The organism is Aeromonas sp. R2-3, from assembly GCF_040908375.1.
GTDB lineage: Bacteria > Pseudomonadota > Gammaproteobacteria > Enterobacterales > Aeromonadaceae > Aeromonas > Aeromonas veronii.
Genome location: NZ_JBFODP010000027.1, coordinates 361,183 through 378,081, shown reverse-complemented (window position 1 = coordinate 378,081; position 16,899 = coordinate 361,183). Strand labels below are relative to the sequence as shown.

Below are 16,899 nucleotides of genomic sequence, written 5' to 3'. Positions count from 1 at the left end.
ACCCAGATGGGCGGAGTCCGCTTCGCCCATCGGCTTGGTCAATGAATTCACGGGCGTTGGGTAACCAACGCCCGTCTGCGTAACCACAGGATGAGTATGTCGAAGCGCGATTTCTACGAAGTACTGGGTGTGGCGAAAGATGCCGACGATCGCGAGATCAAGAAGGCGTACAAGCGCCTGGCCATGAAGTATCACCCGGATCGTAACCAGGGTGATGCCGCATCCGAAGAGAAGTTCAAAGAGGTCAAGGAAGCCTACGAGGTCCTGACCGATGCCAACCTGCGTGCCCGTTACGACCAGTACGGCCATGCCGGTGTCGACCCGAGCCAGGGTGGCGGTGGCCACGGTGGCTTTGGCGGCGGTGCCGACTTCGCCGACATGTTTGGTGACGTATTCGGTGACATCTTCGGCGGTGGCCGTGGTGGTGCCCGTCGTGGCCCGGCCCGTGGCTCCGACCTGCGTTACACCATGGAGCTGACGCTGGAAGAGGCGGTACGCGGGGTCTCCAAGGAGATCAAGGTGCCGACCCTGGTTCACTGTGAAGTCTGTAACGGCTCCGGTGCCCACACCGGCAGCAGTGCCCAGACCTGCCCGACCTGCCACGGCTCCGGCCAAGTGCAGATGCGTCAGGGCTTCTTTGCGGTGCAGCAGGCGTGTCCGCACTGTCACGGCCGCGGCAAGATCATCAAGGATCCGTGCCGCAAGTGCCACGGTGAAGGTCGCTACCAGCGCACCAAGACCCTGTCGGTGAAAATTCCGGCGGGCGTCGATACCGGCGATCGCATCCGTCTCTCCGGCGAAGGGGAAGCGGGGGAAGCAGGAGCACCGGCAGGGGATCTCTACGTACAGGTGCACGTCAAAGAGCACGAGATCTTCGTGCGTGACGGCAACAACCTCTACTGCGAAGTGCCCATCAGCTTCACCGCAGCCGCGCTGGGTGGCGAGATTGAAGTGCCGACCCTGGATGGCCGCGTCAAGCTCAAGGTCACCCCGGAGACCCAGACCGGCAAGATGTTCCGCATGCGCGGCAAGGGCGTGAAGTCAGTACGCTCCGGCCAGGTAGGGGATCTGATGTGCAAGGTGGTGATCGAGACTCCGGTCAACCTCACCGAGCAGCAGAAAGAGCTTTTGCGCCAGCTGGACGAGTCGTTCAGCGGTGCTGCTGCCAAGACCCACAAGCCGAAATCGGAAGGCTTCTTCGAAGGGGTGAAACGCTTCTTCGACGATCTGACCAGCTGATTTCAGCGACCCGAATAAACAGAGCCGGCCTTGTGCCGGCTCTTTTTTTGCCCGCCGTTTAGCCAGGATCCGCCCTATTGAGTGGATCCTGATGAGGGATCCTCCTCACAACTCCCGCCAATTCCTGCTGTACAAATGTTATCCCGCTCACACTGTTGCTGAAACGGTTTAGTTGTTGTATTGAGTTGGCTAAAGCGGTTTAGCTATGCTCCGTCTGTCGATAACAACAGCGCCCGTCCGGGCCACAGATGACAGGTGAGGAAGATGATGATGTTCAAGAGCAAGTTGGCGCTGGCGGTAGCGCTGGGATTGGGGATGAGCAGCCCGCTGTGGGCGGCGCAGGCGAGTATTGCAGGTGAGAGTGTCGAGGCCAGATTGGCGGCGCTGGAGGCGCGGGTACAGGCAGCCGAAGCGAGAGCCGAGGCGGCAGAGAGCCGTGCCAGTCAGGCGGAAGTGAAGGCGAGCGCGGCGAGCGAGCAGGCTCAGGTGGCCGACAACCGCAGCCAGCAGGTGGATGAGAAGACCGCTGGTGCCCAGGGCTTCGAGTTTCACGGCTACGCCCGCTCGGGCCTCCTGGTCAACAGCAATGGCAACGGTGGGCGCGGTGGCCCCTATATCACCCCGGCCGGTTCGGTAGGCGGGGCTGTCGGTCGCCTTGGCAACGAGGATGACACCTACATGGAGGCTAACCTGCTGAAAACCCAGACCTTCGAGGATGGCAGCTGGGCCCGCTACAAGCTGATGCTGGCTGACGGGGTGGAGACCAGCAACGACTGGACCGCCAGCGATTCGAGCCTCAATACCCGTCAGGTGTTTGCCGAGATCGGCAATCTGGCGAGCTTCGACGGCCCCTTCAAGAATGCGGTGCTGTGGGCGGGCAAGCGCTTTGATCGGGACAACTTTGACATCCACTGGCTCGACTCCGACGTGGTGTTCCTGGCCGGTACCGGCGGCGGTGTCTACGACGTGCAGCTGGCCGACAGCTGGAAGGCCAACTTCTCTCTCTATGGCCGCGATTACGGCGACATCAGCGCCAGTGGTCTCTCCGATATCGAGAGCTACATCCTTACCATGAACAACCGCGTCGGCAACTGGCAGTGGATGGTGAACGGTCTCTCGGCCAAGGACAATGACGCCCGCATCAATGACAAGGGGGTGGGCAGCGAGGCAGCGGACAAGGGGGCACACACCCTGCTGGCCTACCACGGCGAGAGCTTCTTTGGCATCAACCCCGGTTTTGCCAAGGCGGCGGTGCTGTACGGTCATGGGCTGGGGGCCGAGGTCAAGGGGCTGGGCTCTGACAGCGAGCTGTTGCCGGACGCTGATGCGGTGCGGGTCGCCGTGTTTGGCGCTACCGATCTTAATCCGCGCTGGCGTTTTGCCCCGGCCCTGCTGGCCGAGCAGAGTCAGGATCGCTACGTGAAAGGGGACGAGTACCGCTGGCTCACCGTCAATACCCGGGTGGCGCAGGTGCTGAGCCAGAACGTCGAGCTGGTCTACGAGGCAGCCTGGCAGTACATGGATCTCGCTCCCAAGGGCTACAAGGGACGCCAGGCGGTGAACGGCAACTTTACCAAGCTCACCTTCGCCCCCACCTTCAAGGCGCAGACCGCCGGTTTCTTCGAGCGGCCCGAACTGCGGGTGTTCGCCAGCTGGATGGACTGGTCCTCCGAGCTCGACAACTACGCCAGCGACGATGCCATGGGCCAGAGCAACTTCACCGCCGGTGGCGAGTGGAACTTTGGCGTCCAGATGGAAACCTGGTTCTAGTTCGTTATCCCGATCACAAAAATGGCAGCTGGTACCGAGATCTGTTGGTTGGCTAAAACGGTTTAGCTGATAATACCGGCCAACAGAACAGAGTTCGGGTTTGACAGTCGATCCGATGCAGCAGTGGAGTAGCAAGGTGACGAATCGTGTGTGGGTAATGGGGGATGCGGTGGTGGACTTGATCCCGGAAGGGGCGTTGCACTACCTCAAGTGTCCGGGTGGCGCACCCGCCAATGTGGCGGTTGGCGTGGCACGGCTGGGCGGCGATGCGGCCTTTATCGGCCGGGTCGGTGCCGATCCGTTCGGCCGCTTTATGGCCGAGACCCTGAGCGGGGAGGGGGTGGATATCGGTGCGCTGCGGCTCGATCCAGACCATCGCACCTCTACCGTGCTGGTGGCACTGGATGACGAGGGGGAGCGCAGCTTCACCTTTATGGTGCGCCCCAGTGCCGACCAGTTCCTCACCCCAGATGATTTGCCCCACTTCGATGCCGGTCAGTGGTTGCTCACCTGCTCCATCGCGCTCGCCAACGAGCCGGTGCGCACCAGCTGCCTGCAGGCCATGGCGGACATCAAGGCGGCAGGCGGGCGGGTCTGCTTCGACCCCAACCTGCGCCCCGAGGTGTGGGGTAGCCCCGCCGAGATGCTGCCGCTGGTGCGTCAGGCCATTGCGCAAGCGGATGTGGTCAAGCTCTCCATCGAGGAGCTGCAACTGCTGAGCGGTGAGGATGATCTGGCTGCCGGGCTTGCGACTCTCTCTGGCCCGGCGCTGGTGCTGGTGACCCGGGGGGCGGCCGGGCTGGTGGCTCGCCTTGATGGCGAGTTGCTGGAGTGGGTGGGGCAGAAAGTAACGCCCATCGACACCACGGGGGCGGGGGATGCCTTCGTCGCCGGTCTGCTGGCGGCGCTGGCCGGGCGCTCGTCGCTGCCGACTCTGGCCGAGCTACCCGCCATCCTGGCTCAGGCCCACGGTTGCGGGGCGCTCGCCACCACCGCCAAGGGGGCGATGACGGCGCTGCCGACCCGCTCCGAACTGGATGCCTTTTTGCGATCAAGCGCAAGCGGCTGTTGAGCTGAGGCTAGAAGCCCGGCTCGACAGCCCCTACTCTCATGTGACAAGGGCCCGCCAGCGTGGCGGGTCATAAGAGGAAGAATATGAATATCAGTGCGATAGCCAAGGATCTGGTGCCCCTGCTCGGGGGCAAGGAGAATATCGTCAGCGCAGCCCACTGCGCCACCCGGCTGCGGTTGGTGCTGGCCGATGACAGCAAGGTAAACAAGGCCGCCATCGACAAGCTGGAGGGGGTCAAGGGGTGCTTTAGCAACGCGGGCCAAATTCAGGTGATCTTCGGCACCGGTCTGGTCAACAAGGTCTATGCGGAGTTCGTGGCGCTGACCGGTACCGGCACCGCCAGCAAGGCGGAGCTGACCGACATGGCGGCGGCCAAGCTCAACGTGGCCCAGCGGTTGGCGCGAACCCTCTCCAACATCTTCGTGCCGATCATTCCGGCCATCGTCGCCTCGGGCCTGCTGATGGGGCTGCTCGGCATGGTGCGCACCTACGGTTGGGTCAATGCCGACAGCGCCCTGTTTGTGATGCTCGACATGTTCAGCTCGGCGGCCTTTATCATATTGCCGATCCTCATCGGCTTTACGGCGGCGCGGGAGTTTGGCGGCAATCCGTACCTCGGGGCGACCCTCGGTGGCATCCTCACCCACCCGGCGCTGACCAACGCCTGGGGCGTGGCCGGTGGTTTCAAGACCATGGACTTCTTCGGGCTGGATGTGGCGATGATCGGCTATCAGGGCACCGTCTTCCCGGTGCTGCTGGCGGTCTGGTTTATGTCCCATCTGGAGAAACAGCTGCGCAAGCGCATTCCGGATGCGCTGGATCTGATCCTCACGCCGTTTCTCACCGTCATCATCACCGGCTTTGTAGCGCTGCTTTTTATCGGCCCGGCGGGTCGGGTGCTGGGGGATGGCATCTCGTTTGGTCTGAGTGCCCTCTATGAGCAGGCAGGCTGGCTGGCCGGGCTGGTATTTGGTGGCACTTACTCGCTTATCGTCATCACCGGCATTCATCACAGCTTCCATGCCATCGAGGCGGGGCTGCTGGCCAATCCGCAAATTGGCGTCAACTTCCTGCTGCCCATCTGGGCCATGGCCAACGTGGCACAGGGCGGGGCTTGCCTCGCGGTCTACTTCAAGACTCGTGATGTGAAGATCAAGGCCATTACCGTGCCAGCTGCCATGTCCTGCCTGCTGGGCATCACGGAAGCGGCCATCTTTGGTGTCAACCTGCGCTACATCAAACCCTTCCTCGCCGGTCTGTTTGGCGGGGCCTGCGGCGGCGCCTACGTGGTGGCGGCCAAGGTGGGGATGACGGCGGTGGGGCTGACCGGTATTCCCGGCATGGCCATCGTCCAGCCCATGAGCCTTATTCATTACATCATCGGGCTGGTGATCGCCTTTGGTGCCGCTTTCGCCGCATCCTACCTGCTCAAGTACAAGGTGGAGTGATGAAGGAAAGCGATCTTCTCAACCAGATTGTCCGGTCGCTGCTGGCCGGACAGCTCAAGGCGGCGGCCGATCCCCATCGGCCCCGCTGGCATCTGGCAGCCCCGGTGGGGCTGCTTAACGATCCCAACGGCTTTATCGAGCACGACGGGCGCTACCACCTTTTCTACCAGTGGAATCCGCTGGGCTGCGAGCACCGCAACAAGGGCTGGGGCCATGTCACCTCCACCGATCTGCTGCATTGGCAGCACGAGCCGGTGGCGCTGTTGCCCACCGAAGCCTATGAGAGCCACGGCTGCTATTCGGGCTCTGCGGTGAGCGACGAGCAGGGGTGTCTGACCCTTATCTACACCGGCAATGTCAAATACCCGGATGGCAGCCGCACCGCCTATCAGTGTCTGGCCCGCGCCGATGGTGAGGGAGGCTTCGAGAAGCTGGGGCCCGTGTTGGATCTGCCCGAAGGCTACAGCGGCCATGTGCGCGACCCCAAGGTGTGGCACGACGGTCGGCAGTGGCTGATGGTGCTGGGTGCTCGCACTCAGGATGACAAGGGGGAAGTGCTGCTCTATCGCGGCGACACCCTGCAAAGCTGGCAGCGGGTGGGCCCCATCGCCGGTAGCGGGCGAGGGGGGCTGGGTGAGTTTGGCTATATGTGGGAGTGCCCGGATCTCTTCTCGCTGGGGGAGCGCCATGTGCTGATCAGCTGCCCGCAGGGGATTGCCCCGGCAGGCGAGGATTATCGCAACCTCTACCAGTGCGGCTGGCTTTCTGGCAACTTCGACGGCGAGCGCTTCGAGCACGGGGCTTTCCACGAGCTGGATCGGGGCTTCGAGTTCTATGCCCCCCAGACCACTCTGGATAGCCAGGGTCGGCGCTTGCTGTTTGGCTGGCTGGGTCTGCCGGAGGAGAACGAGATGAGCCAGCCCACTGTCGCTCACGGCTGGATCCACCAGATGAGCTGCCCGCGGGAGCTGTTCTGGCAGGATGAGTGGCTCTGCCAGCGGCCGGTGGCGGAGCTTGCGGCATTGAAGGGAGAGTTGACCCGCTTCGAAGGGACGCTCGGCGAATTTCCGGGGCTGGCCATCGACTCGGCCTGGCTCGATCTGGATCTTTGCGGTGAGGGGAGCCTCTGGTTTGGTGCCGTGGCTGAGCTAGTGTGGCAGCCGGACCGTATCACCTTGCGGCGCCAGAATTGGCAGAGCGGAGCGTGGGAGACCCGCAGCAGCCCATGGGCTGGCGGGCGGATCACCGTGCTGTGCGATCGCTCCAGTCTGGAGTGTTTCATCGATGAGGGGCGGCACAGCCTGTCTGCGCGCTATTTTCCCGGGGACAAGCCGCAACTTTCATCAGGTAACGGCGATGATGGCTGCAAAATTTGCCTCAATCACTGGCCGCTGTCGGCGTGCCTAGTACAATAGCCCGGTTCTAGTCAGCCGGGAGGCCAGGTGGAGAAGAAGAAACGGATCACGATTGCCCAGATCGCCGAACTGGCGGGGGTGTCCAAGGCGACCGCCAGTCTGGTGCTCAACGGGAAGAGTGCGGAGTACCGGATTGCCGACGATACCCGCAAGCGCATTCAGGCGGTGGCGGAGGAGTGTCACTACCTGCCGAGCTTTCATGCCCGCTCCCTGCGCGAGACCCGCAGCTACACCTGGGGGCTGGTGATCCCCGATCTCACCAACTTCGGTTTTGCCCGCATCGCCCGTGCCCTCGAGGCCCACTGCCGGGAGGCGGGCATCCAGCTGCTGATCGCCTGTTCCGAGGATGATCCCGCCCTCGAGCAGCGGGTGGTGGACAACCTCATCAGCCGCCAGGTGGATGGGCTGATTGTCGCCTCCAGCGGCCACAGCGATGACATCTATGCCCGCATCCACGACCGCCTGCCGGTGGTGCAGCTCGACCGCCATATTGGCGAGTCGCGCCTGCCCATGGTGATTTCCGATGCCTGCAAGGCCACCGCCGAGCTGGTGCGGGACATGACCAGCGAGTGCGGCGAGGAGATCTACTACTTCGGCGGCCTGCTGGATCTCTCCCCCAGTCGTCACCGGCTGGCGGGCTATGAGCTGGGGCTCCATCGCGCCGGTTTTGAAGCCGATGCCGCCCGGGTGCGCCATCGCGACTATCAGCCGAGCTCCGGTTATCAGCTGATGGCCGAGCTGGTGGCCGAGCTGGGGGCGCCCCCAAGGGGGCTCTTTACCGCCTCTTTTACCCTGCTGGAAGGGGTACTGCGCTACCTTAACGAGGCGGGGTTGATGGAGACAGGGATGCGCCTGTGCACCTTCGACGATCACGACCTGCTCGACTGCATCCCCATGCGTATCGACTCGGTGGCGCAGGATTGTCCGGCGCTGGCCCTCGCCGCCTTCGAGCTGATGCAGCAACTGATTGCGGGCAATCCTCCCGCACAGACCGCCCAGGTGATCACCCCCAGGGTGCGCTGGCGCAGTCGCCGCTAGCCACTCTTCGCCCATCCATATGAGAAAGCCCCGCCATTGCTGGCGGGGCTTTTTGCTGCGGGCGGATGGCTCGTTCCTCTGACCAACGGCTCAATCGGTGGTACTGGTGCGCCAGAACACCTGCTTGATATGGGGGTGGATGCCGAGTTTCACCATCAGGGCATCCAGCTCGTCGCCATCGATGGAGGTAGCCAGCAGCACCGCAGAGATCTCCAGATCCCCCTCGCCAAACGGCTCGATATCGAGTTCGCTCAACGGGTAGTTGGCCTGCTCCAGCATCTCCTCGAGCCAGTGCAGCACCTCTTTTTGATGCTCGCGCTGGGTCAAGGCCGTCACCTTGTAGGTCACTTCGGTGTCGGTATTGTCCACCGGGCGGCGGTTGATCTGATTGACCAGCGGTCGCAGCAGGGTGTTGGCGGCGAGCACGAACAGGGCGCCCAGAATTGCCTCCATGGCCAGCCCTGCGCCACAGGCAGCGCCGACCGCAGCGACACCCCAGAGGGTGGCGGCGGTGTTGATGCCGCGGATATTGCCCGACTCGCGCATGATGACGCCGGCGCCGAGAAAGCCGATGCCGGAGACGATATAGGCCACCACATGGACCACGTTGTAGTTGCCGCCGTGCAGGTCATAGATGCGCTGGGCCAGACTGACGAACAGGGCGGCCCCTACGGCGACCAGCACGTTGGTGCGAAGGCCCGCGGTACGTTGGCGGTACTGGCGCTCCAGCCCGACCAGACTGCCGAGCACAAAGGCGAGCAGCAGGCTGGCCAGGGTGTCGAGCAGGGAGATCATGTCAATTTGTTGCCACATCTTCATGGCGTACTCCTTCTGATAAGCGCTGGCTTGACGCAATCCATGATGAAACGCCGGGAAGCGGATGGATCAGGGGATGATTGCGCGGATGGCCAGCAGACAAACAAAACGCGGCGTCCCTGGGCGCGAGCATCATCAGATGCCCTGACGCTCGGAGAGGACGCAACAAGCGGGGCCAGCGTGGCTGGCCCCTTTCACTGTGGTTAACGCAGGTGTGCGGTCAGTTGAGCTCGGGATCGCAGTCGATGCGTGGGCGTAGTTGCCAGCGCACCGGATGTGCCACCCCGACCTGATGAACAAACTGCACCAGATAGCGGCGCTGGGGCGGGGTGCACTGCAGGTTGAGCACCAGCTCTCGCCCGCCGCCGCGACCCGGCTTCATCGATTGCATCGGTTGCAGCCCCGCCGGTTGCAAGGTGTGGTTCACCATATCCAGCACCTGCTCCATATCGGCGCGATCCTCACAGCGGATCTGCAGCCGGTAGTGGTGTTGACGCTGTTTGCCGCCCAGCCAGCGTGGCAGTATGCCACGGCCGAGCCGGCTCAACAGGGGGTGAACCCGGGTAGCAACAGAACCTGTTGCGACCGCGCGATCCGCAGCCGGTTTGATTGAGATAAAACGCATAGCAGCCTCCTTGTGGGAAGCAGAAACTATGCAGGCATGGCGACCGTGGCGGTTGGCCACAGGTCACCAGACGTCAAGTGTAAAAAGGGAGAAGAGGGGAGTGGATTTCCGCTTCTCGCAGGGTTGCGAGCATGCGGCAGAGAAAGACCTGCGGCTAGCTCGCGACCTTGGTACCGACGATGAGGGTCGGTCTACAACTGTCACTTGATGAGTTGCCCACTGATGGTCTCCGCTATTGATAAGAGGCTCGAATGATAGCCGAGGCGGCAGGCAGGGTAAACCCCGCGCTGCCGGCAGCAACATCTTGAAACATAATCGAAAGCCCCGTTTTTGCCGCGCAGGGCCGCCAAAAGCAGACCCGGCGAGGGCCGGGTCTGTGGGGTCATTCGGTCTTGTCGATACCGAGGTATTTGAGCATCAGTTTCTCGTAGATGGGCTCGGTATCCCCCACCTGCATCTTGTGCAGGAAGTACTTCTCAAAGGCGATCTTGGCCAGATGGACCCACTTCCCTTTCTTGAACCAGGCGACGTTGCGCGGCGGGATCTGTGGCATGGCGACGAAGGCGGCGCCGGTGTCCCCCATGTCCGCCAGACAGATGGCATTCCACACCGCCTTGGTCACCGGCGGCTGGCCGCTGAGCTCCGCCTTGATGTTGTGGCTCAGGGTGCGCACCATCGCCTCAATCATGTAGCCGGTCTTGGGCACCCCGGTTGGTACCGGCGTCTTGTGCGGCGGCGCAATGGCGATGCAGACCCCTGCGGCGTAAATCTGCGGGAAGGCGGGGTTGCGCTGGTGTTCGTCGACGATGACAAAGCAGCGGGGATTGACCAGCCCCTCGATGCCCCGCAGCGGCGCAATGCCGACAAAGGCGGGCAGCATCATGGCGTGTTTGTAGGGCTGGGTGTGGGTGCGCTTGATGTTGCCCTCATCGTCCAGCTCTTCCACCGTCATCTGGCCATCTTGCGCCGCCACGGTACGGGCATTGCAGATCCACTGCACGTCGCGCATCCGCAATTCGCTCTCCAGCATCCCCTTGGAGTCCCCCACACCATTGAGACCCAGATGGCCGATGTAGGGCTCGCTGGTGACAAAGGTCATGGGCACATTTTTTCTCACCTTTTTGTCGCGCAGATGGCGATCGAGGATGAACGCGTACTCGTAGGCGGGGCCAAAGCAGGAGGCTCCCGGCATGGCGCCGACAATCACCGGGCCGGGCTCGTCGACCAGTGCGCTGACGCTGTGGCGGCACTCTTCGGCGTGAGAGAGGGTACAGACGCTGGTGGTGCCACCGGATTCGGGGCCAGCCCCTGCCACCTCGTCAAAGGCGAGGGCCGGGCCGGTGCAGATCGCCAGAAAGTCGTAACGCAGGGTCTGGCCATCGGAGAGGGTGAGCTGCTGCATCGCTGGCTGCAGCTCGGTCAGGGCGGCATGGATAAAGCGGATCCCCTTCTTTTTCACATGGGGTTCGATGGGGATCGAAATCTCTTTGCGCTCCCGCCACTGGACGGCGATCCAGGGATTTGATGGATTGAATTCAAAGTCGGGCTTGTCGTTGACGAGGATCACCTCATGCTGCTTGCCCAGCTCGGCCTTGAGTTCGTAAGCGGCTGACATGCCACCCAGACCCGCGCCGATGACGACTACTGTTGCCATGTTCAGCCTCCTGCCTTTATTACACGGCCGTGTGAGCCGGGTCATCAGACCCGGTTATGACACTGCTATTCACGCCTGTTCTGTCTATTTGAACCCCATCCGTTTGAGGATCATCGCTGCCGGGCAGAAACCGGTGAATGCGCTCTGGATCAGGTTGACCCCGACAAAGGCACTCAACCAGACAAAGCCCGGATGAACCCAGGTGGTAAGGATCAGCGAGAGCAGCAACATGCAACCCGCGACGATTCTGACTCCGTTATCTACTGTCATGGTCTTTCTCCTTATCTACTTTAGATATTGCTAATTTAGTGTTGTTTTATACAATAGAACAAATATCAGCAATTGCTAATTTACTCTTATGAGCCAATTCGACGAGATGAACAGACATGCGACAGCCGCCGCCTCCCTGCTCAAGGCGTTGGCTCATCCCGAACGCCTGATGGTGCTCTGCCAGTTGGTGGAGGGGGAGAAGGGGGTCGGGGAGCTGCTGGCCCATAGCCAACTTGGGCAGTCGGCCTTCTCCCAGCAACTTTCGGTATTGAAGCGCTACGGCCTTATCCGTTCGCGCAAGGTTTCCCAGCAGATCTACTACTCGCTGGTGAGCGAGGCGGCCGCCGATGTGTTGGGGGCGCTGCAAACCCATTTTTGTCACTCAGAAAATAAGGAATCTTGATGATGGAAAGCCAATGGCTGCTCTCTTTGGGCGGCGGCATGCTGGCGGGGCTGTCGGCCTTGATCCTGATGTTGTTCAACGGCCGGGTGGCCGGGATCAGCGGCATTCTGGCCGGTGCGCTGCAACACCGTGCACCGTGGCGGGTGCTGTTTCTGTTGGGGCTAGGGGCGGGCGCCTGGTTGGCGCTGACTCTGGGTTGGGCCAGTATGCCCGCATTCACCACCTTGCCCGGCTGGCCTGTAGTGTTGCTGGCAGGTCTGCTGGTCGGCATCGGTACCCGTCTTGGCAATGGCTGCACCAGCGGTCACGGCATCTGTGGTATGGGGCGGCTCTCCCTGCGCTCCATCGTCGCCACCCTGACCTTTATGGCGGCAGGCTTTATCACCGTCTTCGTTACTCATCATCTGCTGTAAGGGGCTGATCGCCATGAAGTTGCTGACAAGTTTGTTTGCGGGTGTGTTGTTCGGACTTGGGATGGCCATCTCCGGCATGATGGATCCCGCCCGGGTCACCGGTTTTCTCGATCTGGCCGGGGCCTGGGATCCCAGCCTCGCCTTCGTGATGGGAGGGGCCCTGCTGGTCTTTATGCCGGGTTATTTTCTGCTGGTGAAACCCCGTCGCCAGAGTGTGCTGGGGGAGCCCATCGCTGCCGTACCGGCCCCCAGGCTGGATCGCCGGCTGATCGGCGGGGCGGCGCTGTTTGGCATCGGCTGGGGATTGGTGGGCATCTGCCCGGGGCCTGCTCTGAGTCTCATTTCCAGCGGGCAGCCCATGATAATGTTGTTTATAGCGGCCATGGTGGCCGGGATCTTGCTGTTTGACAGAGGGCTGGCCAGGGTGCTGACCAAGGCGCCAGTTCCGGGAGTGGATAAGGTGCGCCAGTCCCATACCGCCTGATCCCGTGAAGTGACAGATTACGCCAGGGAAGGAGAGTAATGATGGAAAAGATCCGGTTGCTGGGGATCACCTTGTTGGTGATGACATCGCAGGCCATGACATCCCCCCGGGCCTTTGCCGCGGACGGGGAGCCAGAGCCCTTGTTGACAGTGGCGCCACAGCCGGTGACCGACTGGCTGACGCTGGATGGCACCGTCAGTGCCATCAATCAGGGGACGGTGGCGGCCCAGACCAGCGGCCGGGTCTCCCGCATGCTGGTGGATGTGAACGATCAGGTGCAGGCGGGGCAGCCGCTGCTGGAGATCAGCGGCAAAGAGCAGTTTGCCGCCGTCACGGGTGCCGAGGCGCGGCTGGCGCGGGCGCAGGCCCAGCAAGTGGAAGCCGAGCGCCAGCTCGCCCGCTTTCAGGCGCTGATTGCCAAGGGGGTGATCACCCGCGCCCAGCTCGATAATGCCCAGGCGACTGATCGCGCCGCCCGCGCCGAGGTGAACGCTGCCGATGCGGCTCTCACTCAGGCCCGCGAGGCCTACGGTTATACCCGCATTCTGGCTCCCTACGCCGGAGTTGTGACCAAACGGCTGGTGGAGCTGGGGGAGACTGTCGCCCCCGGTACCCCGCTGCTCTCCGGCTTCTCTCTCGACACCTTGCGGGTGGAGGTGGAGTTGCCCCAATCCGCCCTGACGCTGGCTCGTGAGCCTGCGGATGTGCAGGTGCTGCTGCCGGATGGCAGGCCTGTTACCCCGGTCCAATTGACCCGCTTCAACTATGCCGACAGCCAGAGCCACGCCTTCAAGTTGCGCCTCGACTTGCCGCCGCAAACTGCCGGGGTATTGCCCGGCATGTGGCTCAAGGTGCAGCTCAAACAGGGTGAGCGTCAGGTGTTGCAGGTGCCGGATCGCGCCCTGCTGCGGCAAGGGGAGTTCAACGGCGTCTATCTGCAGCAGCCCGCGGGCTGGGCCCTGACGCCGGTGCGGGTCGGCCATTGTGTCGAGGGACAGTGCGAGATCCTGGCCGGGCTGCAAGCCGGTGACAAGCTGGCTCCCGATGCCTGGGCGCAGCAGGAGGTGACCCATGAGTAGCGAGCTGAACGGCAACAAGGAGAGGCTGGGGCCTGCCGGTCGGCTGGCTGCGCTGTTTCAGGGCTCGGCCATCACCCCGCTGCTGGCGCTGGTGGGGCTGTTGCTCGGTCTGTTTGCAGTGCTGGTGACCCCCAAGGAGGAGGAGCCGCAGATCGATGTCACCTTCGCCGATGTCTATATTCCCTTCCCGGGAGCCAGCCCGGCTGAAGTGGCCTCTCTCGTCACCACCCCTGCCGAGCAGGTGGTCTCCCAGATAAAGGGCATTGATACCCTCTACTCTTTCTCCCAACCCGATGGCGCCCTGCTGGTGGTGGTGTTCAAGGTGGGGGTGAGTCGCGAGCAGGCTATCGTCGATCTCAACAACCAGCTTGACTCCAACCGTGACTGGTTGCCACAGGGGATCGGAGTCGGTCAGCCGCTGGTGAAACCCCGGGGGATCGATGATGTCCCTATCGTCAGTTTGACCTTATGGAGCAAAGAGGGGAGCAAGCAACTGGGGGCTCCCGAGCTGACCCGGGTCGCCCATGAGCTGGAGACCGAGCTCAAGCGCATTCCCGGTACCCGCGATATTTACACGCTGGGCAGCCAGAGTGCCGTGTTGCGGGTGATGCCGGATCCGGCGGCCCTCAGCGCCCACAGCATCAGCTGGGGCGAACTGAGCCAGCGACTGGCGGCCGCCAATCAGGTTGGCACGACACAGGCTATCGAGCAGAACAACAGTGAGATTAAAGTGCAGGTGGGGCAGTTCCTGCAAAGTGAGCAGGAGGCTAGAGAGCTGGTGGTGGGGCTGCACGACGGCAAGCCGGTCTATCTGGGGGCGGTGGCCAGGGTCTCTCTGGGTCAGGAGACTCCGACCAAACGCAGCTGGGTGGGATTGGGACAGGCCAGTTATCCGGCGGTGACCCTGGCCATCGGCAAGCAGCCGGGCCAGAACGCGGTCGATGTGGCCAAGCGGGTGGAGGCGCGGGTCGAGAGTCTCAAGAATCGGCTTATTCCGGCCGGGGTCGAGGTGACGGTGACCCGGGACTACGGCGTCACCGCCGAGACCAAATCCAACACCCTGATCGGCAAGCTCATTTTTGCCACCACGGCGGTGGTGCTGCTGGTACTGGTGAGCATGGGTTGGCGCGAGGCGCTGGTAGTTGGCGTTGCCATCGTCATCACCCTGGCGCTGACTCTCTTCGCCAGCTGGGCCTGGGGCTTTACCCTCAACCGGGTGTCGCTGTTTGCGCTGATCTTCTCCATCGGCATTCTGGTGGATGACGCTATCGTGGTGGTGGAGAACATCCACCGCCATCGCGGTTTGGGCAAGGGGGCGCTCAAGGATCTGATTCCGGGGGCGGTGGACGAGGTGGGGGGGCCGACCATACTGGCGACCCTGACCGTCATCGCGGCCCTGCTGCCGATGGCCTTTGTCAGCGGGCTGATGGGCCCTTATATGAGCCCCATCCCCATCAATGCCAGCATGGGGATGCTTATCTCCCTGCTGGTGGCCTTTATCTTCTCCCCCTGGCTGGCGAGCCATTTGCTCAAGGGTGAGGTGCACGGTGCCCACGGTGAAGCCAAGGCTGGTCTCTTTCACCGGCTGATGACCCCTTTTCTGATCGGTGATGGCGCCAAGAAGGCCAGACGCAAGCTCTGGCTGGTGGTGTTGCTGCTGGTCGGGGCGGCTACCGCCATGCCGGTGGTGCAGTGGGTGGTGCTCAAGATGCTCCCCTTTGACAACAAGTCGGAATTTCAGCTGGTGCTCGATATGCCGGAGGGGGCGACCCTGGAGCAGACCGAGCGCACCCTGCTGGCGGTCGGGCGGGAGCTTGCCAAGGTGGAGGAGGTGAAGGATTACCAGATCTATGCCGGCACCGCCGCCCCCATCAATTTCAACGGGCTGGTGCGCCACTACTTTATCCGCAGCGGCGCCAACGTGGGGGATATTCAGGTCAATCTGGTAGACAAGCATGAGCGGGATCGCAGCAGTCACCAGATTGCCCAGTCGGTTCGGGAGCCGCTGCAGGCCATCGCCAGTGCGGCAGGGGGCAACCTGAAAGTCGTTGAGGTGCCGCCCGGCCCGCCGGTCTGGTCCCCCATCGTTGCCGAGATCTATGGCCCGACTCAGGCCGCCCGCGAAGCGGCCGCTCGCGCCGTACAGGCACGTTTTGTGGCTACGGCGGATCTGGTGGATGTGGATATCTATCTGACCGACCCGCAGCCCAAGTGGCGGCTGGTGGTGGATCGCAGCAAGGCGGCCCTGCTCGGGGTCGATCTCGGGGATCTGGTGAACACCCTCAATGGCGGGGTGGGTTATCAGGATGCCAGCTGGCTGCAGGGTCACGGCGCCAAGTATCCGGTGCCGATCCGCATCGAACTGGCACCCGGTGACAAACGGGATCTGGCGGGCGTACTGGCCCTCAAGGTGCGCAGCCAGAGCGGCCAGCTGGTGCGGGTCTCCGAGCTGGTGAGTCGCCGTGATGAGGTGGCCCCCAGCTATATCATGCACAAGAACATGCAGCCCATGGTGATGGTGGTGGCCGACATGGGTGGCCATACCGACAGCCCGCTCTACGGCATGTTTGCAGCCGGTGCTGATATCGACCTGCCCCAATATTACGTGCAGCAGCCCGACAAGCTGGGGGAGGTGGCGCTGTTGTGGGACGGGGAGTGGAAGATCACCTACGAGACCTTCCGCGACATGGGTATCGCCTACGGAGTTGGGATGATTCTCATCTATCTGCTGGTGGTGGCGCAGTTCCGTTCCTATCTGGTGCCACTCATCATCATGGCTCCCATTCCGCTCACCATCATAGGGGTGATGCCGGGCCACGCCCTGCTGGGAGCCCAGTTTACCGCTACCTCGATGATCGGGATGATCGCCTTGGCCGGGATCATCGTACGCAACAGCATCCTGCTGGTGGACTTTATCGAGCAGCAGCGCAGCGCCGGAGTGGCGTTCGAACAGGCGGTGATCGAAGCGGCGCAGGTGCGGGCCAAACCCATCATGCTGACGGCGCTGGCGGCGATGATCGGAGCCCTGTTTATCCTCGATGACCCCATCTTCAACGGACTGGCCATCAGCCTGATTTTCGGGATCCTGGTCTCCACTTTGCTCACCCTGGTGGTGATACCCTTGCTCTATTATGCCCTGCTCTCCCGACGCACATGACGGGAGTCACTAGCGA

At 62.6% G+C, this 16,899-nt stretch carries 15 protein-coding genes; 11 read left to right on the top strand and 4 right to left on the bottom strand.

Annotated features, from left to right (window positions below):
* Positions 1-96 precede the first annotated feature (96 nt).
* From dnaJ to AB5Z02_RS14270, 6 genes are all read left to right on the top strand, one after another.
* Positions 97-1,239: a molecular chaperone DnaJ gene (gene dnaJ, locus AB5Z02_RS14295; RefSeq protein WP_005338032.1), complete on the top strand. Its 1,143-nt coding sequence runs from the start codon at positions 97-99 to the stop codon at positions 1,237-1,239.
* Between the two features lie 264 nt (positions 1,240-1,503).
* Positions 1,504-3,009 (top strand): carbohydrate porin, encoded by a 1,506-nt coding sequence (locus tag AB5Z02_RS14290; RefSeq protein WP_368216239.1) that lies wholly within the window; start codon positions 1,504-1,506, stop codon positions 3,007-3,009.
* Between the two features lie 115 nt (positions 3,010-3,124).
* On the top strand, positions 3,125-4,081 hold the full coding sequence (locus tag AB5Z02_RS14285) for an aminoimidazole riboside kinase (protein WP_335851575.1): 957 nt from the start codon (positions 3,125-3,127) through the stop codon (positions 4,079-4,081).
* Positions 4,082-4,164: 83 nt separating this feature from the next.
* On the top strand, positions 4,165-5,529 hold the full coding sequence (locus tag AB5Z02_RS14280; protein WP_042657031.1) for a sucrose-specific PTS transporter subunit IIBC: 1,365 nt from the start codon (positions 4,165-4,167) through the stop codon (positions 5,527-5,529).
* Entirely contained in the window at positions 5,529-6,944 is a 1,416-nt protein-coding gene (locus AB5Z02_RS14275; RefSeq protein ID WP_368216238.1) for a glycoside hydrolase family 32 protein, read from the top strand. The genes AB5Z02_RS14280 and AB5Z02_RS14275 overlap by 1 nt, the downstream gene beginning before the upstream one ends.
* Before the next feature lie 27 nt (positions 6,945-6,971).
* Complete coding sequence (locus AB5Z02_RS14270) at positions 6,972-7,982, top strand: LacI family DNA-binding transcriptional regulator (RefSeq protein WP_058055966.1); 1,011 nt, start codon at positions 6,972-6,974, stop codon at positions 7,980-7,982.
* A 90-nt stretch (positions 7,983-8,072) separates the two neighbouring features.
* Here the strand turns inward: AB5Z02_RS14270 and AB5Z02_RS14265 are convergent, their stop codons facing one another.
* The 4 genes from AB5Z02_RS14265 to AB5Z02_RS14250 form a co-directional block, all read right to left on the bottom strand.
* Complete coding sequence (locus AB5Z02_RS14265) at positions 8,073-8,801, bottom strand: MgtC/SapB family protein (RefSeq protein WP_005350335.1); 729 nt, start codon at positions 8,799-8,801, stop codon at positions 8,073-8,075.
* Positions 8,802-9,018: 217 nt separating this feature from the next.
* Positions 9,019-9,423 (bottom strand): hypothetical protein, encoded by a 405-nt coding sequence (locus tag AB5Z02_RS14260; protein WP_058055967.1) that lies wholly within the window; start codon positions 9,421-9,423, stop codon positions 9,019-9,021.
* A gap of 382 nt (positions 9,424-9,805) precedes the next feature.
* Complete coding sequence (locus tag AB5Z02_RS14255) at positions 9,806-11,077, bottom strand: NAD(P)/FAD-dependent oxidoreductase (protein ID WP_368216236.1); 1,272 nt, start codon at positions 11,075-11,077, stop codon at positions 9,806-9,808.
* Positions 11,078-11,161: 84 nt separating this feature from the next.
* On the bottom strand, positions 11,162-11,347 hold the full coding sequence (locus AB5Z02_RS14250; RefSeq protein ID WP_005338011.1) for a DUF2892 domain-containing protein: 186 nt from the start codon (positions 11,345-11,347) through the stop codon (positions 11,162-11,164).
* Between the two features lie 88 nt (positions 11,348-11,435).
* On the opposite strand from AB5Z02_RS14250, the gene AB5Z02_RS14245 reads away from it, so the two are divergent.
* Genes AB5Z02_RS14245 through AB5Z02_RS14225 form a run of 5 tightly spaced genes read left to right on the top strand, consistent with a single transcriptional unit; the run spans position 11,436 to position 16,883 of the window.
* Positions 11,436-11,750 (top strand): helix-turn-helix transcriptional regulator, encoded by a 315-nt coding sequence (locus AB5Z02_RS14245; RefSeq protein WP_005338008.1) that lies wholly within the window; start codon positions 11,436-11,438, stop codon positions 11,748-11,750.
* Positions 11,750-12,163, top strand: coding sequence for a YeeE/YedE family protein (locus AB5Z02_RS14240; RefSeq protein ID WP_041202268.1), 414 nt, complete (start codon positions 11,750-11,752; stop codon positions 12,161-12,163). The genes AB5Z02_RS14245 and AB5Z02_RS14240 overlap by 1 nt, the downstream gene beginning before the upstream one ends.
* A gap of 13 nt (positions 12,164-12,176) precedes the next feature.
* On the top strand, positions 12,177-12,647 hold the full coding sequence (locus AB5Z02_RS14235) for a YeeE/YedE family protein (RefSeq protein WP_163128095.1): 471 nt from the start codon (positions 12,177-12,179) through the stop codon (positions 12,645-12,647).
* A gap of 41 nt (positions 12,648-12,688) precedes the next feature.
* A complete protein-coding gene (locus AB5Z02_RS14230) occupies positions 12,689-13,726 on the top strand; it encodes an efflux RND transporter periplasmic adaptor subunit (protein WP_368216331.1) in 1,038 nt (345 codons plus the stop codon).
* Positions 13,719-16,883, top strand: coding sequence for an efflux RND transporter permease subunit (locus AB5Z02_RS14225; RefSeq protein ID WP_368216234.1), 3,165 nt, complete (start codon positions 13,719-13,721; stop codon positions 16,881-16,883). The genes AB5Z02_RS14230 and AB5Z02_RS14225 overlap by 8 nt, the downstream gene beginning before the upstream one ends.
* The last annotated feature ends 16 nt before the right edge of the window (positions 16,884-16,899 follow it).